This window comes from Kitasatospora sp. NPDC101176 (assembly GCF_044768035.1).
GTDB lineage: Bacteria > Actinomycetota > Actinomycetes > Streptomycetales > Streptomycetaceae > Kitasatospora.
This window is the reverse complement of sequence record NZ_JBIWPA010000024.1, coordinates 16331-38798: the sequence shown is the minus strand read 5'-3', so window position 1 is coordinate 38798 and position 22468 is coordinate 16331. Positions and strand designations below refer to the sequence as shown.

Sequence of the window (22468 nt, the reverse complement as noted above, 5' to 3'; positions counted from 1 at the left end):
CGGGTCGGGTGCAGCGGCACTGCGGCGGGCAGGTCGGGACCCGGTCAGACCATCCGGGCGGTGGTGGGCGCATCCTCGCCCCGGACCCGGGCCTCGCGGCGGGCGCGGCCGGGCGTGGGGCCGGTGCCCAGGACCCGGCCGTCCGCGAGGGCGAGCCAGCTGCCCGGCGGTGTGCCCTCGGGCACGGCGGTGTCGAGGGCGGCGGCGAGTTCGGACCGGGAGGGCCGGGGCCGCGGGCCGGGCAGCCCCTCGCGCCACCGGGCGGTGGTGCGCTCGCCGCCCGAGCGGCGCCTCCAGTACAGGTGTTGGGCGACGATCAGCGGGCCCAGCGCGGTGAGCAGCGGGAATCCGGAGGTCAGCAGGCCGAGGGCGAAGCAGGTGCTCACGGCTGTGGTGGTCAGCAGTCCGGCGAGGGCGGCGCAGGCCGCGGCGGTGCGCCCGTGGGCCTTGGCGGCGACCAGCGGGTACAGGACGAGCAGCAGCAGGTCGCCGAGGCCGACGGCGACGGGGTGGGGCCCGCCGGTGAGGGCGAGCATCGGGGCGAAGGGGCGGTCCTGGACCTGCTCGAAGAAGCGGGTGGTGGTGTCGGTGAGCGTGGTGGCTGCCAGGTCGTAGCCGGTGAGGACGGCGGCGAGCGCGGCGGTGTGGGCGGAGCGCAGGCCGCTCTGGGTCCACAGGTTGGCGACGCCGACGACGGCGACGGCGATCAGCGCGTCGCTGCCGGCCCTGGCCGCGCCGGGGTGGCCGGTGAGGGCGGCCAGGGCGGTGGCCGCGGTGGCGGTGAGGGCGGCGGTCCAGGACCACGGCGTGGCCCGCAGTCCGGCGGCGGCGAGCAGCGGGGCCAGGGTGAACTGCGCGGCCAGGCAGCAGACGAGGCCGAACACGGCGGAGACGGCCGCCCCGGGCAGCGCGGAGTACAGCAGCGGGGCGATGACCACGCCAGCGCAGAGCACGGCGACGTCGCCGCCGGTGTACACGCCGACCGGCGGCCGGGGCATCCGGACGCGGGCGAGGTACCAGGCCGCGGCGGCGGTCTCGACGGCGACGGCGGCGCTCAGCGCGGCGAGTGCGGCGGGGCTGGCGCCCATGCGGTGCCTCCGGGGGCGGGGTCGTCGGTGGGATCGGGGTCGCGTCCGGTGCCGGCCTCGGTGCCGGCCTCGGTGCGGGGCGCGGTGCGGGGCGCGGCCGCGGCGGCACTGGACGCGGAGCCCTGCGCGGAGCCGGTCTCGAAGCTGTGCTCGCGCAGGTCGGCGCGGACGGGGGTGGTGGGCGGCATGGTGGCGCGGTCCTCGTGCAGCACGATGTCGCACAGCCGCAGGCCCGCGGCCCCGGCGCGCTCCTCCAGGCGCCCGAGCAGGGCGGTCGCGGGCAGCCGGGTGACCAGCAGGTGCAGGCGGGCGGTGCCGTCGGGGCCCTCGGTGAGGGCATGGCGCGCCGGGAGCGGGACCTCCGGTTCGGCCTCGACGAGGTCGAGCACCTCGCGGGTGGTGACGGTGGTGCTGAGCGGGCCGTTCCAGCGGCCGAGGATTCCCGAGGTGGCGGGCAGGTGGGCGAGTTCGCAGCCCGGCGGCTCGGCCGGCAGGCGTACGAGGTCGCCGGTGGCGTAGCGCAGCAGGAGGGTGCACTCGCGGTAGGGCACGTACGGGGTGTGCACGACGGTGCCGAGGCCGCCGGGGGCGGTCGGTTCCAGGGTGAGCGGGTCGAGCACTTCGAGGTGGCCGAACTCGGTGGTGTGGTGCAGGTGCCCCTGGGTGCAGGGGGTGGCGCCGGAGGGCAGGGTCTCGGTCATCAGGTAGGCGGAGGACACGGCGGCGCCGAAGGCCTCTTCGGCGCGGCGGCGCAGCGGGGCCGAGAGGACCTCGCCGCCGACGCTGATCGACTGCAGGCCGAAGTCGGTGCTGTGCCACTTGTGGTGTTCGGCTTCCTGGACCAGGGCCGCCAGGTAGGAGGCGGAGGTGGTCAGGTGGGTGATCTGGGGGTCCTTGCCGGGCAGGCCGAGCGGGGACGCGAGGCGGTCGAGGGCGAGGGCGGGGCTGACGGTGCCGAGCTGGACGAAGCCGGCGCCGGTGCGGGTGGTCGACTCCTCGGCGCTGACCAGGGGCAGGGTGGCGCGGGAGCAGCCGGCGTAGGCGACGGTGTGGCGGGGGCGCAGGCCGAGGCCGAGCACGGCGGAGATGGTGCTGAACGCGATGGTGCAGTCCAGTTCGGCGCGGGAGAACCAGACGGAGGTGGGGGTGCCGCTGGTGCCGGTGGTGAGCGCCATCAGGGCGGGGGTGGCGCTGTCGGAGACGAAGGCGGCGGGCAGGGAGCGCAGCGCTTCCTTGGGGGTGACGGGGACGCGTGACCAGTCCTCGGGTTCCAGCCGGTCCGGGTCGAGGTCAAAGGCGGCGAACTGCCGTCGGTAGTAGGCGGTGTGGCGGGCTGCGGCGCGGGCGGTGGCGCGCAGGCTGCGTCGGGCGACCTCGCGGCGCAGTTGCGGGTCGACGTGCCCGGCGCGGCCGGGCAGCAGGGCGGAGTCCTCGCCGGGCTCGCCGAACTCGGCGATGGTGGCGACCAGGTCCCGGGCGAGGCGTTCCAGGTCGCCCGGACGTATCCGACGATTCGTCAGAATCGCTGCACCGTAGCGCAGTTGGCTGATTGCGGTTGCGAACAAGCGGGCTCCCCGGGCCAGGGTCGGAGTGATCGCCACCCGGCCCTGGCCGGGGCCGACCGGGTCAGGCCATGTGCGCGAACATCGCGGCGGTGAGGGTGCTGAAGGCGTACTTGAGGTAGTGCTTGACCATGAGCGGTTCTCCCTCGTACGGGCGCGCGGCCGGGTGGGGCCGGGCGCGACGGGTGGTGCCCGTGGGCCGGGATCCGGTAGGCGGGCAACGGGAGTATAGGGACGGCGAAGGCCTCGGGAACAGCCCTGCGTACGCACTCAACCTTCAAATTCTTCACAGAAGTTGTCGATCGGAGGCCGGGCGCGGGGCGAGGGTCCGAGGTCAGGGCGGGTCAGGAGCCTGATCTCCGGGGCTCCGTCCTGGGCTGGAGTTCGACGTCGCCCCTGCCCGACTCCCCTGCCCGGTGGGCCGATCGGCCGACCCGCGACGACCGCGGGCGTTCCTAGCATGGTCTCTACCACTGCCGTCCCGTACCCGACCGGGCCTGGAGGAAGATCCATGTCGACAGCGTCCGCGCCCCGCGCCGAGGCCCCGCCGCTCACCGGCACCGCGCCGCAGCAGGGCTCCCCCGCCGTACGCGGGCACAGCTGGCGCGGATACCCGTGCGAGTCCCGGCTGGTCCGCTCACCGGCGCCGGCCCTGGCCACGATCGTGCTGGTCGGAGGTGCGTTCCAGACGAAGGAGAGCTGGGGGCGCCTGGAGCAGGAGTTCCTGGCCGTCGCCGACGTCCTCACCGTCGACCTGCCCGGCTGGGGCCGCGGCGCGGTACTGCCCGAACACTACGGGGCCGACTTCCTGGCGGACGCGCTCTGCCACGTCCTGGACGACCTGGGGCTGGCCTCGGTCAACGTGGTGGCCGGCTCGTACGGTACGGCCGTCGCCTACCACCTCGCCCAGCGCCACCCCGCCCGGGTCCGCCGCATGGCCCTGGTCGGCACGATGACCTCGATCCCCGACCACTCCCGCGCCGCCATCCAGCGCACCCTGGAACACCTGGTCGCGGGCAGGACCGAGGAGTTCGCGGACGGTTCGGTGGCCCTGATGATGAACCACGACCGTACCGACCAGGTCGCCTCCGCGCTGCGGGTCCGTCGCTTCCTGCGCCGCAGGCTGCTCAACCTCCACCCCTCGGAGGTCGAGCAGCACGTCACCAACACCAGGCGTCTGCTGCGGCACGCCCCGCTGCGGACCGACCGGCCGCCGACCGTCCCGGTCCTGGTCGCCACCGGCGAGCACGACCACTTCACCACCCCCGAACTGTGCCGGGAGCTGGCCGCGACCTGCCCGGACAGCTGGTTCGCCCGGCTCGCCCACGCCGACCACATGCTGCCCGTCGAACGCAGCGTGGAGGTCGCCGACCTGATCAACCGTTTCCTCGCCGGCCTGCCGATCGTCCGACTGCCGTACTGCCGGTCGGTGGAGCGCGTCGGCAGACCTTGACCCCGAACACAGGACACGGGCCGCACGACCTCGGACGGGGCAGTCGGTGGTCCGCCCGACGGAAAACGGCTCACTTCTCTCCGGTCAGGACGAGGAACAGCAACCTGTGCAGCGGCACACGCGACTCGGCCCCCGGCACCCGCGCGCCCCGTGCACCCCTGTGCCGGACGACCGTCACCGCACCACATGGGAAGGCATCATGAGCCTGTCGTTGTACGTGGACACCGAGCGCCGGCCGCTGCACCGGCGCACTCTGCTCACCGAGTTCCCCGAGCTGGTCCCCGTCGTCGACGGCAACGGCATCTGCACCCCTCGGCTGGCCCGGCAGGCGGCGCTGCTGGGCCTCGGCACGCTGGCGGTGGGCACCGCGCAGGAGGCCGCCGAGGTGCTGGCCGACGGCTTCACGGGCGAGGTCCTGGTGCTCGCCCCGTACCGGATCGGCGAGGACGGACCCGACCTGCCCGGGGAGAGGGTGATCCGCACCGCCGGTTCACCGGAGGCGCTGCGCGCCCTGGCCGGGCGGCGGGTGGTGGTGGAGTGCACGACCGGCATGCACCGGCACGGCATCACCCGCCGCGACCTGCTCAGCCTCGCCCCGACTCTGGCCGGCGTGGTCTTCGAGGGTTTCACGCTGAACCTGCCGCCGGACGTCGGCGACCCGGTCTCCGAGGTCTCCGGCTGGCTGTCGGCGATCGCCGGGGCCGGCCTGCCCCCCTGCACCGTTCACCTCGGCCGACTGGACGCGGCGGACCTGGCCGCACTGGCCGCACGGTTCCCCACCATCGCATTCCGCTCCCGCACCGGCACCGGGCCTCGGCTCGGCGGCGCCGGCGCCCTCCGCACGCGGGCCGGCGTCCCGCAGGCCCCACGGATCGCCGGGGGCGAGCTACCCTCCGACGTCCCCGCCCTGCACCCGACCCGCACCACCGGGCTGCCCGCGGCACCGCCGAGGCCCGCCCGCGACCACCGGGCGACGACCGGACGCCGCCGGCGTGGCACAGGCGCCGGCTGGAAGCGGAAAGGCGCCGGACTCGCGCTGTTGACGGCTGTGGTCCTCGCCGGAGCCAGCGGGTGCGACGGGACCGCCTCAGCCGGAAGAGCCTCCACCGCGGCGACTCCGCAACCGGGTACGAGTGCCGGGGCCGACGGGGGCGCCGGCACGAGTGGCAGCCCGTCGCCGTCACAGCCGTCCGCACCGCCGCTGCAGATCGACTCGATCACGCCCGCGGACGGCAGCACCGTGGGCGTGGCCATGCCCGTGTCCATCGTCTTCTCCCACCCCGTGGCGGCGTCCGCCCGCGCGGCGGTGGAGCAGCAGTTGAAGGTGACGACCGCGCCGGCGGTCACCGGAGCCTGGCACTGGTTCGGCGACCGGCGGGTGGACTGGCGTCCGCAGGACTTCTGGGCCTCCGGCACCAAGGTGAGCGTGGTCGCCGCCATGACCGGCGTGTCCGACGGCAACGGCCGCGTCGGGACCCAGGACTACACCCACACCTTCACCATCGGCGCCGACGTGGAGGCCAAGGTCTCCGTGCCTGGCCACCAGATGCAGGTCTTCCGTAACGGCTCGCTGGTACGCACCCTGCCGATCGACGCCGGCAGCGCCTCCTTCCCCTCCTGGGACGGCACGATGGCGGTGATCGACAAGCAGAAGGAGGTGCGGATGACCTCCTGCAGCGCCGGCATCACCTGTGACAAGAACAGCCCAGACTTCTACGACCTGACCCTGCCCTGGGACGTCCACCTGACCTACTCGGGCACCTACGTGCACTACTCCACCGGCGACCCGGCCCCGGGGCACGGCGAAGGCAGCCACGGCTGCGTCCACCTGTCGATGGCGGACGCACAGTGGTTCTACGACTACGTCGAACAGGGCGACCCGGTGACCGTCACCGGCTCCCAGCGCGGCGACACCGGCGGGGACAACGGCTACGCCGCCTTCACCCTGTCCTGGTCGCAGTGGCTGGCGGGCAGCGCACTTCCGCACTGAGCGGCGCTGAGCCGCCTCCGCGGCCGGCCTCCCGGTGCCCCGTCACAGCTCCAGGAGCGTCGCGTCCTCGGCCACGGCCGCGCCGGCCGCCGCCAGCGCCGGTGCAAGCGCGTGGGCCTGCGCAGAGCCCGGGTGGGCGAGCGGGTTGGTGTTGTTGAGATGGGTGTAGAGGTAGCGCGGGCCGGGCCTGCGCGCGAGGTGGGGAAGCGAGTCGGCGACCGCCAGGTGCCCCATGCCGCGCGAGGTGCGGGCGCCGGCGGTGTGCGCGGCGAGTTCGTCGTCGGTGGCGAACGTGCCGTCCAGGATCACCACGTCCGCACCGGCCACCGCCCGGTCGACGGCGGGGGTCCAGGCCGCGAGGCCGGGAGCGTAGACCGCGGTGGCGCGGCCCTCGGCCTCCGTGAAGCGGTAGCCGATCACCCAGTCCGTCCGGTCACCGGGCGGCTGCGGGGAACGTCCGTCCGCCGGGAGGGCCGGTAGGTCGGCGGCGTACCGGGGGCGCTTGCCGCCGAGGGCCAGCGGCTCGGCCACCAGCCCTCCGGCCAGCTCGAACGGTTCCCCCGGGGCCACGGTGTGCCAGTGCACGCTGGTGTACCGGGCGAGCACCGGGCCCGCCGGGAAGGCGTCGTGGAGTGCGGCCCGCACCGGTGCGGTGGCGTGCACGGTCAGTCCGGCGGACTCCCGCAGGGTCAACAGCCCGAGAGTGTGGTCGAGTTCGCCGCTGGTCAGCAGGACGCCGCGGAGCGGGGTGTCCCGGGTGCCGGGCGGGGGTGCCAGCTCGGGGGTGGTGAGCAGCTGGGAGCGCAGGTCCGGGGAGGCGTTGACCAGGTACCAGGCGGTGCCGTCGGCGCTGAGCGCGAGGCAGTCCTGGCTGCGGGTGGCACCGGTGCGGCGGGCGGTTTCGCAGCCGGTGCAGCCGCAGTTCCACTGGGGCAGTCCGCCGCCGGCGGCGGTGCCGAGGATCCGGATCTTCAGGGGGTGCTCCGGGGGACGGGTCGCCGGGACGGGGTTGTCACGCCGGACCGGGGGCGGGCGGGACGGGCGCGGTGAACCGTCGAGGCAGCGGGGCCCGGCCGGTCGGCGTGTGCGGGCCGGGCTCGTGGACCAGATGGTGGTCCGGGGAGAGTCGGCAGGCCGGGTCGGTGGCTCCCGGGTCGCCGGTGAACTGGAAGGCCTGGCAGCGGCATCCGCCGAAGTCCTGCTCGCGCAGGTCGCAGCTGCGGCAGGGCTCGGGCATCCAGTCGGTGCCGCGGTAGCGGTTGAACGCGGGAGAGTCGTGCCAGCTCGTGGCCAGGCCGTCGGTGACCGCGTTCGGCAGCGGCATCCCGGGCAGCTGGGCGGCGGCCAGACAGGGCAGTACGGAGCCGTCGGGTGCGACCACCAGCTGTTCGTTCCCCCAGCCGTTCATGCACGGCTTGGCGGTGCCGCTGTGGTGGTCGGCGACGACGTGGGTGATCTCGATCCGCTCGCCGTGCCGCGCGCGGGCGGCGGCGACGTCCCGTTCGGCCTGCCGGACCTGCGCGTCGCTCGGTGCGAGGTGGGCCCGGTTGACCCAGGCCCAGCCGTAGAACTGGGTGTGCGCGAGCTCGACCCGGTCGGCGCCCAGCCCGGCCGCGAGGTCGGTGATCTCGCCGAGCCGCTCGACGTTGCCGCGGTGCAGGACGGCGTTGACGGTCAGCGGCAGTCCCATTGCGGTGAGCAGCGCGGCCGCGGCGAGTTTGCGCCCGTGTCCGGTGGGTCCGTTGAGGCGGGTCAGTCCGGCGATGACGTCGGCGTTGCCCGGGTCGGCGTCCTGGACCGACAGCTGGACGTGGTCCAGGCCCGCCTCGGCGAGTTCGGCGGCGCGCCGGCCGTCCAGCGGCAGTCCGCTGGTGATCAGGTTGGTGTAGAGGCCGAGCTCGCGGGCGTGCGCGACGATCGTGGTGAGGTCGCGGCGGAGCAGTGGCTCGCCGCCGGTGAGGTGGACCTGGAGCACGCCCAGACCGCGTGCCTGGTCGAGCACCCGGAGCCACTGTCCGGTGTCCAGCTCGTCGCGCTGCCGGGTGAGTTCGACGGGGTTGGCGCAGTAGTGGCACTGCAGTGGGCAGCGGTGGGTCAGCTCGGCGATCAGACCGAGCGGGGCGGGGCCGCGCCCGGTGGAGGCGGCCCCGGGCAGTCCGGTGGCCGGGTGTGGTTCGGCCGGGCTGCCGGTGCCGTCGAGGGCCAGCAGTCGGCGCTGGGCGAGGTCGGTCAGCAGGGCGCGGACCTGGTGGGCGTCCACGCCCTCGTACTCCTCGCCGAGCCGGGCGGTGACCTGCGCGGCGTCGCGCCGTCCGTCGCAGTGCCGCAGCACGGCGGCGGCGGTTTCGTTGAGCAGCAGCACGCCCTCGGGGTAGAGCAGGGCGGACTGCCGGCGGACCGGGTCGTAGGTCAGTCGCACGCCGCGCCGCAGCCCGGGCACCGTCGCGACGGGCGCGGCGTTCACCGGCGGGCCCCGGCGGGCTCCACGGTTGCCACCCGGACGGCACCCGTGTTCTCCTCGCCGGTGGTGGTGCTCTCCGGGCCGTAGTCCACGGCGTCGAGCATCGCCCGCAGCACCTCGCACTTGAAGGCGAGTGCCGCCACCGCGGCCTGCTGCTGGTCTGCCGTCACGCAGTGCTCCAGCACCAGGTCGAGGGTTTGCTCGCTGTCCCGGCGGGCGTCGGGGATGCGGTGTTCGAAGTAGTCGTAGCCGACCGGGTCGATCCAGTCGTAGTGCTTCCGCCAGGCGATCACCCGCTCGGCCATGTGGTCCGGTGAGAACATCTCGGTGAGTGCGGCCGCGACGCCCTCGGTCCATGATCGGGCCTGGCAGAAGTGCAGGTAGCCGTCGACGGCGAAGCGAACGCCGCGCGCCACGTGCCGCTCGTCGAGGACCTCGGCGCGGTCCAGGCCGACGGCCTCGGCGAGGACCAGCCAGTCGGCCAGTCCCCCCTCGCCCTCGTGTGGCCCGTCCTGGTAGCCGAGTCGGCGCGTCCATTCCCGTCTGACCTGCGGGAGCGGGCAGTTGGCGATGATCGCCGCGTTCTTCCGGGTCAGGCACAGCTGGTAGTACCAGCGGTTGGCGACCCAGCGCCGCAGCTCCGTCGGTGTGCAGCCGCCGGAGTGCAGGCGCAGATGGAACGGGTGGGTGTCCCAGTACCTTCCCCGCAGGCCGTGCAGCCGGGCCTCGAACTCCTCCCGGGTCGAGGCGGTGGCACTGGCCTGGGTCACCGGGTGGTCCGCGCGGCGTACGCGGTCACCTCGGCGCCGGTGCGGTGGCACTGGACCGCCGGCGGGGACCAGAGGGGCTTGGCCGCAGGTGTGGGAGCGGTCGGTGCGGGCGTGGTGGTGGTGCCGGGGAGCGGGGGAACGGATGTGGACTTCACGGGAGTTGCCCTCCTCGAGGGAACGGGGCTGGGGTGGGGCTTCGTGGGGTGGGGCCTCGTCCGGCAGGCCTTGGGGCAGGACACTACGAGCCGCCGGGCCCGTCCGTCGGTCCGAACCGTGCGATCGCGTGACAATCACGCTCGAACGGGTGACGGCGGCGTCGGGCCCGGGGATCGTTCAGCTGCCTGTACGGCCGAAGGCGACGAGGTGGCCGTCCTTCGTTCCGGCGAACACCCGCCCGCCGTCCGTTGCGGGGACGGAGAACCTGGTCACGGTGCCGAGGGCGAAGCTGCGGCGCAGCTTGACCTTGCCGTTGACCGGCACCGGGTCGTAGACGCGCAGTTCTCCGTTCTCGCCGCCCGGTCCGGTGCCGGAGTAGATCGTCCAGACCAGGGCCGAGCCGGTTGCCGTCCCGTTCGAGGTGACGACGGGGGAACCGGAGGCGTAGCCGAAGCCCTCGGCACTCGTGCCGGCGCTGACCAGCTGCGGGTTGCCGGAGCCGGCCACCGAGTACTTGAGCGCGCGCAGTGAGCCGTTGTTCTCGACCAGGTAGACGTAGCCGCCGTCGCCGCCCCAGACGCCCGGGTGGCCCCAGACGCCCTTGAACGGGCCGGTCACTCCGAGCACGGCGTCGGTGCCGTTCGGGCCCTGCCCCATGCCGCCCAGGTCGTCGCGGTCGAGCAGGAAGATCCGGCCGTCCTTGCCGACCTGCACCAGCAGGTGCGGGTGTTTGGCGGTGCCGAACCCGGACGGTAGGGCGGCCGGGCCGCCGGAGCCGAGGTCGAGGTCGTCGTGGTCGAGCTGCCGGTTGTCGGTCGGGCTGAAGAAGTCCTGCGCGGCGATGCTTCCGTCGCTGGTGACGCCGAGGCGCACCACCGAGTCGCCGAAGTGTCCCTGTGGCCGGTTGCCGGGGCCCTTCGGCGGCGAGGATCCGGTGCCGGCACCGTTTCCGGTGGCGATGATGATCCGCCCGGGGCCGTCCGAGACCAGCCCGCCGCCGCTCATCCAGACCCCCGCGTTCTGCGAGTTGGACCCGGACTCGGTGGACCAGAGCGTCAGTTTGCGGCTCGTCGTGTTGACTCCGCCGACGTGGCCGACGTAGGTGCCGGCCCCGCAGTCCGAGGCGAAGCCGAAGTAGACCGCGCCGTCCAGCAGGAGCAGTCCGGCACGCTGGGCGGAGGTGGCCGCGTTGAGGGGGACTCCGGGACTGTTGACCGGGTCGCCCTGGACCGGTACGGGCCAGCCGCTGCGTTCGGCGCCGGTGGCGGTGTCCAGGGCGTGCACGGAGAAGTGCGCACCGCCCTCCTTGGACTTCGCCACCAGGTAGACCGTGCCGGTCGCCTTGTCGTACACGGGGGTCGAGATGATGCCGGTGCCCGGGGAGAGGCAGACGGTGGACGACGGCACCGGAGTGCCCAGGGCGCGCTGCCACAGGATCTTGCCGTCGGCCGCGTTGACGCCGTAGACGTGGTTGGTCGCGGTGGCCACCACCACGGTCGAACCGGCCACCAGGGGCTGTGCGTACACCGCGCCGTCGACGGCCGTGGACCAGCGCCGGCCGAAGTCCGCGGCCGAGACGTTCGCCGGGCTCAACCCCGGTTCCGCGGCGTCCCAGCCGTCGCGGGTGGAGCTGACCGAGATGGTCGGGCTGTCGGCCCGGGCGGGAGCCGCGCCGCCGAGCACTCCGGCGCCGAGGGCGGGGGCGAGCAGGGCGAGCCCGGACAGCAGGGCCGCACCGGATCGCGGGGGCCGGCGGGGGCCGGGCGAGCGGGGCACCGGTCCTGGCGTCACCGGCTTCTGCGGTCTCGGCCCGGATGGTATCGGCCCCGGGGGCACCGGTTCCGGTACCGGTTTTCCGGCCGGTCCGGTGGTGGCACGCGTGGGCGGATGAGAGCGGCTCATGGGTCTGCCTCGACTGTCGGGAGGGGTACGGCTGCGGTGCCGTGGCGTCATTGTGCGAGCGCTTGTGTCGTCCCTGCATCCGCCCGGTTCCCGGGAGCTTCTCCGTTCACGCCCCGGGCGGAACGCGCTGCGCCGACCGGCGGCGTGCAGGCGGGAAGGCGTGACGGGAAGGCCTGGCGACCGGCCGGAGCGGGGCTCGGGGCAGCGTCCGGGGGGGGTTCGCACCGGTTGTCGACGGACGCGCCGACCGATCCGGCCGGAAGGACGCGGGAGGCTGCCCGGTCTTCCACCCGATCGTCTCTGCCCCGGCGAACGCGGTGATCGCAGCCTGGGTGAGCGCGCGGAGCCGGAACCAGGAGGAGGGCCTCATGCCGCAGGAAGCCGCACGGACCGCGGAGGCCCCGGCCGGGGACAGGGGCACGACGTGTCTGCCCCACGCGAGCGAGAGGGCGGTCGCGGTCTGCCGGACGGCGATCTGGTGCGACCGGGTCGCGGTTCCCGGGGACGGCGTCGACAGTCCGGTGTGCACGGGACGGGCGTCGGCGGGCGGGGAAGGCGCCGGTAGCTACTACTGGCTGTGCCGCCAGTGCATGATCGTCTATCCCGGGTTCGAGACCCAGGAGGCGGCTCGCCACATGGCCCACTCGCACGGCGTGCTGCGATGGCGCGAGCACGCCGTGGGCCGGGCGGTCGAGGCCAAACGACGAGCGGGTCTGGCGGCGACCCTCACCCTGGAGGAGCTGCAGGCGGCGTTCCGGCAGTGCACGGAGCCGGCTTCCGTCCCGTCCGGTTCCGGCGGGGTCTGATCGGGCCGTGACGAGTTCGCGTAGAACGCCCGGCCGGGGTCTTCCCGGCCGGGCGTTCTACGTCGGCTCCCCTACGGCAGAGGCTCTGCGGGTGGGGATCTGACCGCCGACGCCGGCGGTGTCCAAGCCGTCTGCAGATTCATATATATGAGAAAGCCTCAAAAGCTTGACCGTACATCGCCACCTCGCTGAAGATCGGGTCTTCGCCGCCCCCACCCCGGCAATCATTCGCGACCGGCATCCCGTCGGCCGTCCGATGCTGCCGAAATACCGGCAGAACCCCTGCCGGCGCCCCGGCGCACCCCCCACCGCCCCGATCCGAAGGAGTTCCATGACATTGACAGCCGATGCCCACCAGGACACCGCCCTGGCCGTCGTCTCCGCCCTGCTGGACGCCATCGAGCACAAGGACCCCATCGGGCTCGCCACCCTGATGACCGAGGACTGCGACAAGCTCATCCCCATGGCCCCTTCAGGCCGCCTGGAGGACGCAGCGCTGTTCCGGGGGAAGGACGCCACCCTCGCCCACATGAAACAGCTCTTCGGGGCGATGCGGGCCATGTCCTTCACCCAGCGCGAGTTCACCGTCTCCGCGGACGGCTCGACCGTCTTCGTCCAGTGCCACGGCGAGTTCGTCCTGAACTCCGGCACGGACTACCCCAACGTGTACGTGTTCCGTTTCGACCTGCGCGAGGGCCTGATCGCCCGCTGCACCGAGTACTTCAACCCCGTCGCCATGGCCCACGCCAAGCGCTGACGCACCCTCAGGGGCCGGCGCACGACACCGGCCCTCAGCCGCAGGACACCGCGCACCTACGAAACTTGGAGCACATCATGAAGGCCTTCCGGTACGTGGCGAAGGACACCGCACTGGAGTACGTGGAGCTGCCGGACCCGACGCCCGAACCCGGCATGGTGGTCGTGGACGTCGAGGTCGCCGGGCTCTGCCATTCCGACCTGCACGTGATCGACGGCATCATGACGCCCCCCTGGGAACCGCCCTTCACCCTCGGCCACGAGATCGCCGGCACCGTCTCCGCCATCGGCGACGGGGTCGAGGACTTCACGCTGGGCGACCGCGTCGCCGTCGCCATCATCGGCTACCCCGAGGTCCAGTCCCGCATCACGCCCGGGATCGGCATCGACGGCGGCTACGCCGAGCGCGTCGCGGTCCACGCCTCCACCTTGGTCCGGATCCCCTACGCCGTCTCCACCGCCCACGCCGCCGTCGCCGCCGACTCGGTGGCCACCGCCTACCACGCGGTCCGCACCGCGGCCGGGGTCAGGCCCGGCGAGACGATCGCCGTGATCGGCCTGGGCGGCCTCGGCCTCAACGGGGTCCGCACCGGTGCGATCGCCGGAGCGACGGTGTACGGGGTGGACACCAACCCCCACACCTTCGACGCCGCCCGCGCGGCGGGGGCCCGGGAGTGCTTCACCGAGGTCACCGCACTCGCGGACCTCGAACCCGACGCCGTCATCGACTTCGTGGGCCTCGGCTCCACCACCTCCGACGCGATCGACGTCGTACGCCGCCTCGGCCGGGTGGTCGTCGTCGGGCTGGGGGCGAAGAACACGACCTTCTCCCACGGCACCCTGGTCCGCAAGAGCGTGGAGCTGCGCGGCTCCTACGGCGCGAGCAAGGACGAGTACCGCCAGGTGCTCGGCCTCATCGCGGAGGGGCGGATCAAGCCCGTCGTCGAGGAGATCGCGTTCGCCGACCTCAACACGGGCCTGCACCGGCTGCGCCACGGCAACGTCCTGGGCCGCCTGATCACCCGCCCCGGGGGCTGACGCCGGCCTGACGGCCCGGCCGCCGCCGAAGCGGCCACCACGATCACCCGCCGCCGCGGCCGGCCCCCGTCAAACCGGCCGCGGCGGTGGGCTCCACCCCCGGTGAAGGAGACGGATGACCTGCGGGGCCGGAACCCCGCTCGCGGCCACCCCAGGCCCCGTCCGCCCCGGCCCCGGCCTGTCACGCCGGGCGGGGGCGCGGCACCGGAGGGGTCACTCGACGCCCGCCGTCGCCTCCTCGGTGTGCGCGTAGAGCTTCAGCACCGGGACACCCACCGTGTGCTGGGCCCTGCTCGCCCAGTCCCGGTGGAAGAACTCCTCCACCAGGTGCGGGGCGGTCAGCACGATCACCTCGTCCGCGCCCGCCCGGTCGACCACCGAGCGCAGCAGATCCAGCGGCCGGCCCTCGACGACCTGGCCGACCGCCTCGCAGCCCGCCGCCCGCAGCGCGGCGAGCGAGTGCTCCAGCGCGGCGGCGGCCGGCCGCTGCGCGGCTTCGCCTTCCGGCTCGTCGCCCTCGTGGACCGCCTCCTGGAGCTTCCCGAGCGCGATGTCGTCGATCACCCGCAGGAGCCGGTCCGCCGCCCCCCGCGGCTGCATCAGCACGACGAACGACACGGCGTCGTCGTGCAAGGTCGTCACGAAGTCGACGTCTATGGCGGACAGCGGCTGCTCGACCAACAGAACGCTCGTGAACACCGTGGGATCTCCCCTCGAACGGCACCCCCAGCGGGCGCGACGGTGCGCAACGATAGCCGTGCACCTTAAGTGCCGGTGACCGGCCGTGTCGGACGGGGCTCGCCGACGAACGGTCTAGCCACCGCCGGGGCCCGGTGCGCCCGCGGGGCCGAGCAGTCGGTCGACGAGGAGTTCGGGGTAGCCGGTGTCCGGCGGGTCGATGCCGAAGATCGTCCGGATGTAGAACGGTGCGACGAGCTGGTCGAGGATCTGCTCCAGTGGTGGCGGGTCCTCGCCCCGGTCCGTGGCGCGCCGGCGGATCTGTTCGATGGACTGCATCCGCCGCTGGAAGTGCTGCGCGCGGTCGGCCCGGGCGTGGGCGTTGTTCGGCATGGAGAGGATGACGGCGCGCACGAGGGCGCGGCCTTCGGCGGTGCGGATGCTCGCGACGCTGGCTTCGGCCCAGGCGAGGAGGTCGCCGCGCAGGCTGCCGGTGTCCTTCAGGGGTGAGTCGCGTTCGAGGCGGGTGGTGACCATGTCGGCCAGGAGTGCGTCGAGGCTGCCCCAGCGCCGGTAGACGCTGGTGTGGTTGACGCCGGCGCGGTGGGCGATCGCGGGGATGGTGAGGTCTTCTCCCTCCGGGTCGGAGAGCAGGTCGACGATGGCCTGGTGGACGGCCGCACGGACCTGTTCGGGGCTTCTGCGGGCGCGGGCGGGCGCTTGGTTTCGAGTCATGACCCCATCGTAAGCACAGATGTTTGCTTCTGCCGGGTCGAGGCCCTACAGTCTTCCTCGCAAGCACAAATGTGTGCTTCCGGATCGAGGAGACCCCCATGAAGCCCCTGCTGTTCCCGAACAACATCCAGTTCTGGTACGAGACCCTGCGCTCGATGAGCCACATCGCCTACGGCGGCGCGGACTTCGGCGAGGTCGTCTCCACCGCCGAGCGCATCACCGAGGGCGACTACGGCAGCTGGTACACCGAGTGGATGGCCACCGCCGACCGCGTCGCCGGCCAGGCCGAGAAGTCCCTGGCCGCCGGCCACCGGGTCAGCGCCCGCGACGGCTTCCTGCGCGCCTCCAACTACTACCGCTCCGCCGAGTTCTTCCTCCACGGCCACCCCTGCGACCCCCGCCACGACCACGCCTACGACCGCAGCGTCGACACCTTCCGCTCCGCCGCCGCCCTGTTCACCCCGATCATCGAACCCGTCCAGATCCCCTACGAGGACACCACCCTGCCCGGCTACCTCTACCGCGTCGACGACACCGCCACCCCCCGCCCCACCCTCATCATGCACAACGGCTTCGACGGCACCGCCGAGGAACTCCACTACTTCGGCGCCATGGCCGGCGTCGAGCGCGGCTACACCGTCCTCACCTTCGACGGCCCCGGCATGCCCGGCCCCCGCCACCACCAGAACCTGCCCTTCCGCCCCGACTGGGAGAACGTCATCACCCCCGTCGTCGACTACGCCCAGACCCTGCCCGACGTCGACGACGACCGCATCGCCCTGCTCGGCATCAGCATGGGCGGCATCCTCGCCCCCCGCGCCGCCGCCTTCGAACACCGCCTCGCCGCCCTCATCACCGTCGACGGCCTCTACGACCTCGGCCAGACCACCACCCGCAACATCCCCGGCACCCGCGAAGAAGCCGAACACCTCCTGCGCGCCGAGTCCGCCCCCGAACTCGACGCCGCCCTCCAGCGGCTCATGGCCACCGACCCCATCGCCCGCTGGGCCATCAACCACGGCATGTACGTCATGGGCGTCGACACCCCCCGCGCCTTCAACGCCTCCTACCTCGACTACACCCTCGCCCACGGCATCGCCGAACAGATCCAGTGCCCCACCCTCGTCTGCGACGCCGAAGACGACATGTTCTTCCACGGCCAGCCCGAACAGCTCTACGACCACCTCACCTGCCCCAAGACCCACATGCACTTCACCAACCACGAAGGCGCCGGCGCCCACTGCCACCCCGGCGCCATGCGCCTCACCCAAACCCGCATCTACGACTGGCTCGACGACACCCTCAACACGACCGTCTGAAGAGCCGACGACCCGACACCGCGGCAGGGCCCCGCCCGCCGACCCCGCGCCGGGGCCCGCCCGCCGATCACCGACCGACCGAAGAGAACACCGAAGAGACACGGGGAGACGAACGTGCGCCTGATCGTCGGAATGACGGGAGCGACCGGCTCCGTCCTGGGAATCCGGCTCCTGCAGGAACTGCGCCGCCATCACGGTGTGGAGACGCACCTGGTGCTGACGCGCTGGGCGCGGGCCACCGTCGAACTGGAGACGGGGATGAGCACCCGTGAGGTCGCGGCCCTGGCCGACGTCGTCCACTCCCCCGACGACCAGGGGGCCTCCATCGCCTCCGGATCGTTCCCCGCCGACGGGATGGTGATCGTCCCGTGCAGCATGAAGACCCTCGCCGGGATACGCACCGGGTACGCCGACGGCCTGGTGGCCCGCGCCGCGGACGTCACGCTCAAGGAACGCCGCAAGCTCGTCCTCGTCCCCCGCGAGACCCCGCTGAGCGAGATCCACCTCGACAACATGCTCGCCCTCGCCCGCATGGGCGCCGCCATCGTGCCGCCCATGCCCGCCTTCTACAACCACCCCGCCACCGTGGACGACGTCGTCGACCACATCGTGGCGAGGATCTGCGACCAGTTCGGCCTCGACTCCACCCGGGCCCGGCGTTGGGAGGGCATGCGTGCCGCCGCCCCCACGCGCCCGCGAGCCCTGCAGACGAACCAGTGAAGGAACCACACCCGTGAACCACCACAAGGACCTCCGTGAGCACATCGCCGCACTCGAGGCGATCGGCGACCTCAAACGCGTACGGCGCGAGGTCAGCTGGGACCTGGAGGCCGCGGCCATCACCCGGCTCTCCTACGAGCGCACCGCCCCCGCACCGCTCTTCGAGAACGTCGGCGGCGCCGAGCCCGGCTTCCGCCTGATGGGCGCACCCGCCTCGCTGAGCTCCGCGCCCGGCACACCGCTCGCCCGGGTCGCGCTCTCCCTCGGGCTGCCCCCGGAGCTGACCGCCGCGCAGCTCGTCAACACCCTGGCGGCGACCCGGGACCTGCCGCCGGTGCCGCCCCGGCTGGTGCCCCGCGACCAGGCCCCCTGCAAACAGAACGTCCTGCTCGGTGAGGACGCGACGCTGGACCGCTTCCCGATCCCCCGCGTCCACGAGCAGGACGGCGGCCGGTACCTCAACACCTGGGGCATCATCGTCGCCCGCACCCCGGACGGCTCGTGGACCAACTGGTCGATCGCCCGCATCATGATGATCGACGGCAAGCGCATGACCGGCCTGGTGATCCCGCCCCAGCACATCGGCCTCATCTGGCAGGAGTGGGCGAAGATCGGCAAGCCCATGCCCTACGCCCTCGTCCAGGGCGGTGACCCGGCGATCCCCTTCGTCGGCGGCATCCCGCTGCCCGACGGCGTCGACGAGGCCGGCTTCATCGGCGCCCTGCACGGCGAGCCGGTCGAGGTCGTGAAGTGCGAGCTGTCGGACCTCGAGGTGCCCGCCGGCGCGGAGGTCGTCATCGAGGGCCACCTGTCCGTGGAACGCTCCGCCGTCGAGGGGCCGTTCGGCGAGTTCGCCGGATACGTCCCCGACGAGGCCTCCCACCAGCCCGTCTACACCGTCGAGTGCATCACCCACCGCGACGCCCCGATCTGGCCGATCGTCGCCGAGGGCCGCCCGGTGGACGAGTTCCACACCGTCACCGGCGTCGGCATCGCCGCCGACGTCCTGCACGACCTGCGCGCCGCCGGCCTGCCGGTCACCACCGCCTGGTCCCCCCTGCGCGCGGCCTCCCACTGGCTGGTGATCACCGTCCCGGCGAACTGGCGGGACCTGCTCCCGGACACCGACTCCCAGGAGTTCGTCCACCGCATCGGCGAGGTCATGCACGGCGTGACGCGGACCGGCAGGCTCCACGCCAAGGCTTTCGTCCTCGACGACGACATCGACCCCGCCGACGACACCGACCTGATGTGGGCCCTGGCCACCCGCATCCACCCCACCGACCGCGCCGAGGCGTGGCACGGCCCGATCCACCCGCTGATCAACTGCTACCACCACAGCGAGCGGGCCGCCATGACCGGGCCGGTCGTCCTCCACGACGGCCTCCAGCCCGCCCCCGGCCAGGGCCGCATGCCGCACAGCTCCTTCGCCGAGGCCTACCCGGCCCACATCCGCCGACTCGTCCTCGACCACTGGGACGAGGACTGAGGAAGGCCTCCCGGCGGGTCGGGCCTCCGCCGCCGTGAGCAGAGAGCGAGCAGCGGGTGCAAACGCGGTGGCGCCTGTTGATGCCGGATTCCTGGAGGAGCAGGATCTACGACAACTGCAGGGAGTGGAGGATCCTTTCGACCTCCTCGATCCTGGTGCCATGATTCCGGAGCGCCTGGGCGACCTCCGGAATGTCATCATCAGAATTCAGCACGCCGATAAGCAGGTCGGCTGCCGCACTGCTCTTGATCCGGGAGCCCAGATAATCGGCAATGTAGCGGTATTCGTCGAGATCATCGACGACTTTCGAGAAAGCCTGGGTGTAATTCTCGTACGCCACACTGAGATCCCCCCACGGCGTCGCCCGCAAAACCTTCACTACGGGAATCTCGCGGTCATACAGGTCCTCCTCCCCCGTGGCACCCTCGGGCCCCTCGCCGTCGTAGTCGGGGTCCTCAATATCCAGGTAGGCTATGCAATAGAGAAGGAAGTGCCGACGAATGATCCCCACGGGAACATCGTGCGCCCCATACCTGGATAGCAGCGCGAGGGTTTCCGCAGTGAATAGATGGCCCCATTCGCCGGATTTCAGATCGTCCGACATCTCCATGATGATACCGCCTCCTTCTACACCAAGAACTATTCAGTCCATAATGTAAGGAATCCCAAGCAGCGACCAGGCCCATAGGGGCAATGAATCGGCTGACCGATGGGGAGACCTGCTCCGGGGCATGCCCGGGGCAGGGACTCATGGCATCGACTGCGGGACCTTCGCCATGCCCGGTCGGCCGCCCGGACGGGCACCCTGGAAGTGCGCCCCCTCGCACTCCGTGACGCCCACAGCTCAAGGACGCCAGCCCACCGTGTCAGACGAACCGACCGCCCACCGCCTCATCGACGCCTACTTCACCCACTGCGACACCTGCCAGGAGCACCGGCAGGACTGCCACTCCCGCGACCACTGGAACCTCTACCTGGACCTGGACGTCACGACCATGCAGCGCTTACGCCACTGGGCCGCGACCCCGGACCCGCTGCACCCGCTCAGCCTCGCCGAACGCGCCATCCTGCTGGGTTGGCTCGACGCCCGCACCGTCGACGACGACCAATGACGAAGCGGTGCGGCCCCCGCCCGCCGGATCGGCACCCCCGTCAGTGCACGGGGAAGGAGGCCGGCCGTTGCCAGGCCCGCACGTAGTCGACCGCCAGGTGCCCCTGGCTGCCGGGCTCGGGCGGGATCTTGGCATAGACGAAGTTGCTGAGGAGCACGTTGACGGGCCCGTTCGAAGCGCTGCCGGTGTGGTGGACCTTCCGGCCGTCGATCCACCAGTCCGTTCCCCACGGCTCGATGTCGACGCCGTAGGTGTGGAAGTCCGCCGCCGGGTCGAACGCGGGCCGGTGCACCGTGCCCGCGGTGTTCGGGGCGGAGCCGGTGGCCCCGGGCCAAGTGAACCAGGACGGGACCTCCGGCTGGACCCGGCTCGGACTGTGCTGGCTGAGGTAGAGCCGCGTGTGGTCGTCGGAGTAGGACTCGAAGGCGTCGGTCTCACCGTGGGCCGGGAGGGTGACGCCGGGCGCGGACCACGTCCACAGCGCCGACCAGAAGCCCTTGGGCGCCGGGAGCTTCGCCCGTACCTCGGTGTAGCCGTAGGTGAAGGCGTAGGAGGGCGACGTGTTGATCATGCAGCTGGACCACCCGTAGTGCTTCCCGGCGGCGCTGGTGACGCTGTCCGGCTTGGCCGTGATGTCCAGCATGCCGCCGGCGACGGCGCAGTTCGCCGGCTGGTCGAACTCGAGCTGCTGGTTGCCCGGGTTCCCCGTGCCCAACGGGGTGGTGGACCAGTCGGCCTCCGCATCCGACTGGTAGGACCACTTCGTCCGGTCCAGCGCCGTCCCGTCGAAGTCGTCGGCGAACCTCAGCTCCCACAGCCCGGTCGGTCCGGTCGGCGCGGGCCGTGACGGTGGCCGGGGCGAGGTGGTCGAGGGAGCGGCGGAGGGCGCCGGTGTCGGCGTGGCGGGCGACGGCGACGGCGACGGCGACGGGAAGAGCGGGGGCCAGCCGCTCCACAGGTTGCCCGGGAACGGCCAGGATCCGTTCCCGGGTGAGGGCAGGGGCCAGGGCGGGACGGTGCCGCCCTGACGCGCCGCCAGGGCCGTCGGCGACACGAGCGCGCACAGGGCCGCACCGGCCACGGACGCGGCGGCGAGCTTCAGGAGTTTCACGAAGGGATCCGCCGTTCTGGGACAGGTCACGGCGGATCCCGGCCCGGGGTGGCCCGGGCGGGTGGAAGCCGTGCGCGTGCTGGGACCCCGGCCCCTGCGACGCGCGAGGGCCGGTTACCGACCGACTCTCACACCCATTCCGGGGCACCGCCCGTCGCGTGGTTCAGGTGGGTGACCCACCGACAGTTCGGGCCCGGTCGAAGGGCTCCCGTCCCGGTGCCCGGGCGGTCGCCGCCCGGGCTGCGGCGGTGCCGGAAAGCCGCGGAGCCCGCCTGTCCGCGTCTCCTGGCAGGAGTGGGGGCAGGCGGGCTCCGGATGGGCGCCGGCCCCCCGGTGGTCCGGTCGGCAGCGGGGCGGCCCCCGGGCGCCGGCGCCCGCGTGCGGGGGCGCGGTCGGGCTCAGCGGCACAGTCGGGCTCAGCGGCACGGTCGGGCTCAGCGGCGTGCGACGAGTGATCACCGGGACGCTGAAACGCCCCGGGGCCTGTCACGCGGGAATCCGCCGGGTACTGTCTCCCCGGGTCAGATGATCGTGGGCGTCACGCCGCCGTCCACCCGCAGCGCAGCGCCGGTGATGGCGGATGCCTCGTCAGATCCCAGGTACCGTACGAGGCTTGCCACCTCCTCCGGTCGACTGAGCCGCTTGATCAGCGACGTGGGGCGGCAGTCGTCGATGTAGCGGCGTTCGGCCTCCTCGAAGGGAACGCCGCCGTAGGCGCCACGCAGGAAGTCCTCTGCCCCCGGCGTCCGGGTGGGGCCCGGCAGGACGGAGTTGACGGTGACCCCGGTGCCGGCCAGTGCCTGCGCGAACCCGCGGGCGGCGGCGAGCTGCGCGGTCTTGGTCATGCCGTAGTGGACCATCTCGCCGGGGGTGGCGAGGGCACACTCGCTGCTGATGAACACGACCCGCCCCCAGCCCCGTTCGGCCATCCCGGGCCCGTAGGCCCGGGTGAGGCGGACCCCGCTCATGACGTTCACGTCGAAGTAGGTCTGCCACTGCTCGTCGGTGATCTCGAACGGGGCCGCCTCTCCGTAGATCCCCGCGTTGTTGACGAGGACGTCGACGTTCGGGACGGTGTCCAGGATCCGGCGGACGCCGTCGCGGGTGGAGACGTCGGCGCTGACCGGGACGATCTTCCCCGTGGCGGTGGCTCCGATGCGTTCCACCGCCTCGTCGACCCGTCGGCGGTCACGGCCGTTGACGACGACGGTGTCCCCCTGCCGGGCGAACGCGCCGGCGATGGCTTCGCCGATGCCTGCGGTCGAGCCGGTGACGAGGACGGTGCGGGGGCTGGAGGTCATGGTGTGTGCTCTCTCGGTGAG

General features: G+C 72.7%; 21 protein-coding genes. 9 read left to right on the top strand and 12 right to left on the bottom strand.

Annotated elements, in window-relative coordinates; genetic code table 11:
- Positions 1-44 precede the first annotated feature (44 nt).
- Together ACIRS1_RS27465 and ACIRS1_RS27460 are read right to left on the bottom strand one after the other, a co-directional pair.
- Positions 45-1088 carry a hypothetical protein gene (locus ACIRS1_RS27465; protein WP_402844528.1) on the bottom strand — a complete coding sequence of 348 codons (1044 nt, stop codon included), beginning with the start codon at positions 1086-1088 and terminating at the stop codon, positions 45-47.
- Complete coding sequence (locus ACIRS1_RS27460; protein ID WP_402844525.1) at positions 1055-2653, bottom strand: phenylacetate--CoA ligase family protein; 1599 nt, start codon at positions 2651-2653, stop codon at positions 1055-1057. The genes ACIRS1_RS27465 and ACIRS1_RS27460 overlap by 34 nt, the downstream gene beginning before the upstream one ends.
- 508 nt (positions 2654-3161) lie before the next feature.
- Between ACIRS1_RS27460 and ACIRS1_RS27455 the strand changes: the two genes are divergently transcribed.
- Both ACIRS1_RS27455 and ACIRS1_RS27450 read left to right on the top strand, forming a co-directional pair.
- Positions 3162-4103: an alpha/beta fold hydrolase gene (locus tag ACIRS1_RS27455; RefSeq protein ID WP_402844522.1), complete on the top strand. Its 942-nt coding sequence runs from the start codon at positions 3162-3164 to the stop codon at positions 4101-4103.
- Between the two features lie 199 nt (positions 4104-4302).
- On the top strand, positions 4303-6093 hold the full coding sequence (locus tag ACIRS1_RS27450; protein ID WP_402844519.1) for an Ig-like domain-containing protein: 1791 nt from the start codon (positions 4303-4305) through the stop codon (positions 6091-6093).
- Between the two features lie 42 nt (positions 6094-6135).
- Here ACIRS1_RS27450 and pqqB read toward each other — a convergent pair whose 3' ends face one another.
- The 5 genes from pqqB to ACIRS1_RS27425 form a co-directional block, all read right to left on the bottom strand.
- Positions 6136-7056 carry a pyrroloquinoline quinone biosynthesis protein PqqB gene (gene pqqB, locus ACIRS1_RS27445; RefSeq protein WP_402844719.1) on the bottom strand — a complete coding sequence of 307 codons (921 nt, stop codon included), beginning with the start codon at positions 7054-7056 and terminating at the stop codon, positions 6136-6138.
- Positions 7057-7105: 49 nt separating this feature from the next.
- Positions 7106-8557, bottom strand: a complete 1452-nt coding sequence (gene pqqE, locus ACIRS1_RS27440) for a pyrroloquinoline quinone biosynthesis protein PqqE (RefSeq protein WP_402844516.1) — start codon at positions 8555-8557, stop codon at positions 7106-7108.
- Positions 8554-9324, bottom strand: coding sequence for a pyrroloquinoline-quinone synthase PqqC (gene pqqC / locus ACIRS1_RS27435; RefSeq protein ID WP_402844513.1), 771 nt, complete (start codon positions 9322-9324; stop codon positions 8554-8556). The genes pqqE and pqqC overlap by 4 nt, the downstream gene beginning before the upstream one ends.
- Positions 9321-9479 carry a hypothetical protein gene (locus ACIRS1_RS27430; RefSeq protein WP_402844512.1) on the bottom strand — a complete coding sequence of 53 codons (159 nt, stop codon included), beginning with the start codon at positions 9477-9479 and terminating at the stop codon, positions 9321-9323. The genes pqqC and ACIRS1_RS27430 overlap by 4 nt, the downstream gene beginning before the upstream one ends.
- Before the next feature lie 178 nt (positions 9480-9657).
- Positions 9658-11256, bottom strand: a complete 1599-nt coding sequence (locus ACIRS1_RS27425) for a PQQ-binding-like beta-propeller repeat protein (protein ID WP_402844509.1) — start codon at positions 11254-11256, stop codon at positions 9658-9660.
- 716 nt (positions 11257-11972) lie between these two features.
- Here ACIRS1_RS27425 and ACIRS1_RS27420 point away from each other — a divergent pair.
- The 3 genes from ACIRS1_RS27420 to ACIRS1_RS27410 all read left to right on the top strand — a co-directional run bounded on the left by ACIRS1_RS27420 (position 11973) and on the right by ACIRS1_RS27410 (position 13982).
- Positions 11973-12188, top strand: a complete 216-nt coding sequence (locus ACIRS1_RS27420) for a hypothetical protein (RefSeq protein WP_402844506.1) — start codon at positions 11973-11975, stop codon at positions 12186-12188.
- Positions 12189-12519: 331 nt separating this feature from the next.
- The gene (locus ACIRS1_RS27415) at positions 12520-12945 is read left to right on the top strand and encodes a nuclear transport factor 2 family protein (protein WP_402844504.1); all 426 of its coding nucleotides are present in this window, start codon (positions 12520-12522) and stop codon (positions 12943-12945) included.
- Between the two features lie 77 nt (positions 12946-13022).
- Entirely contained in the window at positions 13023-13982 is a 960-nt protein-coding gene (locus ACIRS1_RS27410) for a zinc-binding dehydrogenase (protein ID WP_402844502.1), read from the top strand.
- A gap of 213 nt (positions 13983-14195) precedes the next feature.
- Here ACIRS1_RS27410 and ACIRS1_RS27405 read toward each other — a convergent pair whose 3' ends face one another.
- On the bottom strand, positions 14196-14681 hold the full coding sequence (locus ACIRS1_RS27405) for an indole-3-glycerol phosphate synthase (RefSeq protein WP_402844500.1): 486 nt from the start codon (positions 14679-14681) through the stop codon (positions 14196-14198).
- A 114-nt stretch (positions 14682-14795) separates the two neighbouring features.
- Positions 14796-15395 carry a TetR/AcrR family transcriptional regulator C-terminal ligand-binding domain-containing protein gene (locus ACIRS1_RS27400; RefSeq protein ID WP_402844497.1) on the bottom strand — a complete coding sequence of 200 codons (600 nt, stop codon included), beginning with the start codon at positions 15393-15395 and terminating at the stop codon, positions 14796-14798.
- Positions 15396-15493: 98 nt separating this feature from the next.
- On the opposite strand from ACIRS1_RS27400, the gene ACIRS1_RS27395 reads away from it, so the two are divergent.
- From ACIRS1_RS27395 to ACIRS1_RS27385, 3 genes are all read left to right on the top strand, one after another.
- A complete protein-coding gene (locus tag ACIRS1_RS27395) occupies positions 15494-16714 on the top strand; it encodes an alpha/beta hydrolase family protein (RefSeq protein ID WP_402844495.1) in 1221 nt (406 codons plus the stop codon).
- 114 nt (positions 16715-16828) lie between these two features.
- A complete protein-coding gene (locus ACIRS1_RS27390; RefSeq protein ID WP_402844493.1) occupies positions 16829-17434 on the top strand; it encodes a non-oxidative hydroxyarylic acid decarboxylases subunit B in 606 nt (201 codons plus the stop codon).
- A gap of 13 nt (positions 17435-17447) precedes the next feature.
- Positions 17448-18923 (top strand): UbiD family decarboxylase, encoded by a 1476-nt coding sequence (locus ACIRS1_RS27385; RefSeq protein ID WP_402844491.1) that lies wholly within the window; start codon positions 17448-17450, stop codon positions 18921-18923.
- Positions 18924-19029: 106 nt separating this feature from the next.
- Here ACIRS1_RS27385 and ACIRS1_RS27380 read toward each other — a convergent pair whose 3' ends face one another.
- The gene (locus tag ACIRS1_RS27380) at positions 19030-19527 is read right to left on the bottom strand and encodes a hypothetical protein (RefSeq protein ID WP_402844488.1); all 498 of its coding nucleotides are present in this window, start codon (positions 19525-19527) and stop codon (positions 19030-19032) included.
- A 259-nt stretch (positions 19528-19786) separates the two neighbouring features.
- Here ACIRS1_RS27380 and ACIRS1_RS27375 point away from each other — a divergent pair, with 259 nt between their 5' ends.
- The gene (locus ACIRS1_RS27375; protein WP_402844485.1) at positions 19787-20035 is read left to right on the top strand and encodes a hypothetical protein; all 249 of its coding nucleotides are present in this window, start codon (positions 19787-19789) and stop codon (positions 20033-20035) included.
- 40 nt (positions 20036-20075) lie between these two features.
- On the opposite strand, the gene ACIRS1_RS27370 is transcribed toward ACIRS1_RS27375, so the two are convergent.
- Both ACIRS1_RS27370 and ACIRS1_RS27365 read right to left on the bottom strand, forming a co-directional pair.
- Positions 20076-21146 (bottom strand): family 16 glycosylhydrolase, encoded by a 1071-nt coding sequence (locus ACIRS1_RS27370; RefSeq protein WP_402844484.1) that lies wholly within the window; start codon positions 21144-21146, stop codon positions 20076-20078.
- Between the two features lie 521 nt (positions 21147-21667).
- Positions 21668-22447, bottom strand: a complete 780-nt coding sequence (locus ACIRS1_RS27365; protein ID WP_402844481.1) for an SDR family NAD(P)-dependent oxidoreductase — start codon at positions 22445-22447, stop codon at positions 21668-21670.
- Between the last annotated feature and the right edge of the window lie 21 nt (positions 22448-22468).

What these genes read in the sequence shown, in the direction of transcription:
- ACIRS1_RS27365 (WP_402844481.1), bottom strand. Translation starts at nt 22,447, where the DNA reads ATGACCTCCAGCCCCCGCACCGTCCTCGTCACCGGCTCGACCGCAGGC.
- ACIRS1_RS27455 (WP_402844522.1), top strand. Translation starts at nt 3,162, where the DNA reads ATGTCGACAGCGTCCGCGCCCCGCGCCGAGGCCCCGCCGCTCACCGGC.
- ACIRS1_RS27450 (WP_402844519.1), top strand. Translation starts at nt 4,303, where the DNA reads ATGAGCCTGTCGTTGTACGTGGACACCGAGCGCCGGCCGCTGCACCGG.
- ACIRS1_RS27380 (WP_402844488.1), bottom strand. Translation starts at nt 19,527, where the DNA reads ATGTCGGACGATCTGAAATCCGGCGAATGGGGCCATCTATTCACTGCG.
- ACIRS1_RS27465 (WP_402844528.1), bottom strand. Translation starts at nt 1,088, where the DNA reads ATGGGCGCCAGCCCCGCCGCACTCGCCGCGCTGAGCGCCGCCGTCGCC.
- ACIRS1_RS27400 (WP_402844497.1), bottom strand. Translation starts at nt 15,395, where the DNA reads ATGACTCGAAACCAAGCGCCCGCCCGCGCCCGCAGAAGCCCCGAACAG.
- ACIRS1_RS27415 (WP_402844504.1), top strand. Translation starts at nt 12,520, where the DNA reads ATGACATTGACAGCCGATGCCCACCAGGACACCGCCCTGGCCGTCGTC.
- ACIRS1_RS27420 (WP_402844506.1), top strand. Translation starts at nt 11,973, where the DNA reads ATGATCGTCTATCCCGGGTTCGAGACCCAGGAGGCGGCTCGCCACATG.
- ACIRS1_RS27395 (WP_402844495.1), top strand. Translation starts at nt 15,494, where the DNA reads ATGAAGCCCCTGCTGTTCCCGAACAACATCCAGTTCTGGTACGAGACC.
- ACIRS1_RS27410 (WP_402844502.1), top strand. Translation starts at nt 13,023, where the DNA reads ATGAAGGCCTTCCGGTACGTGGCGAAGGACACCGCACTGGAGTACGTG.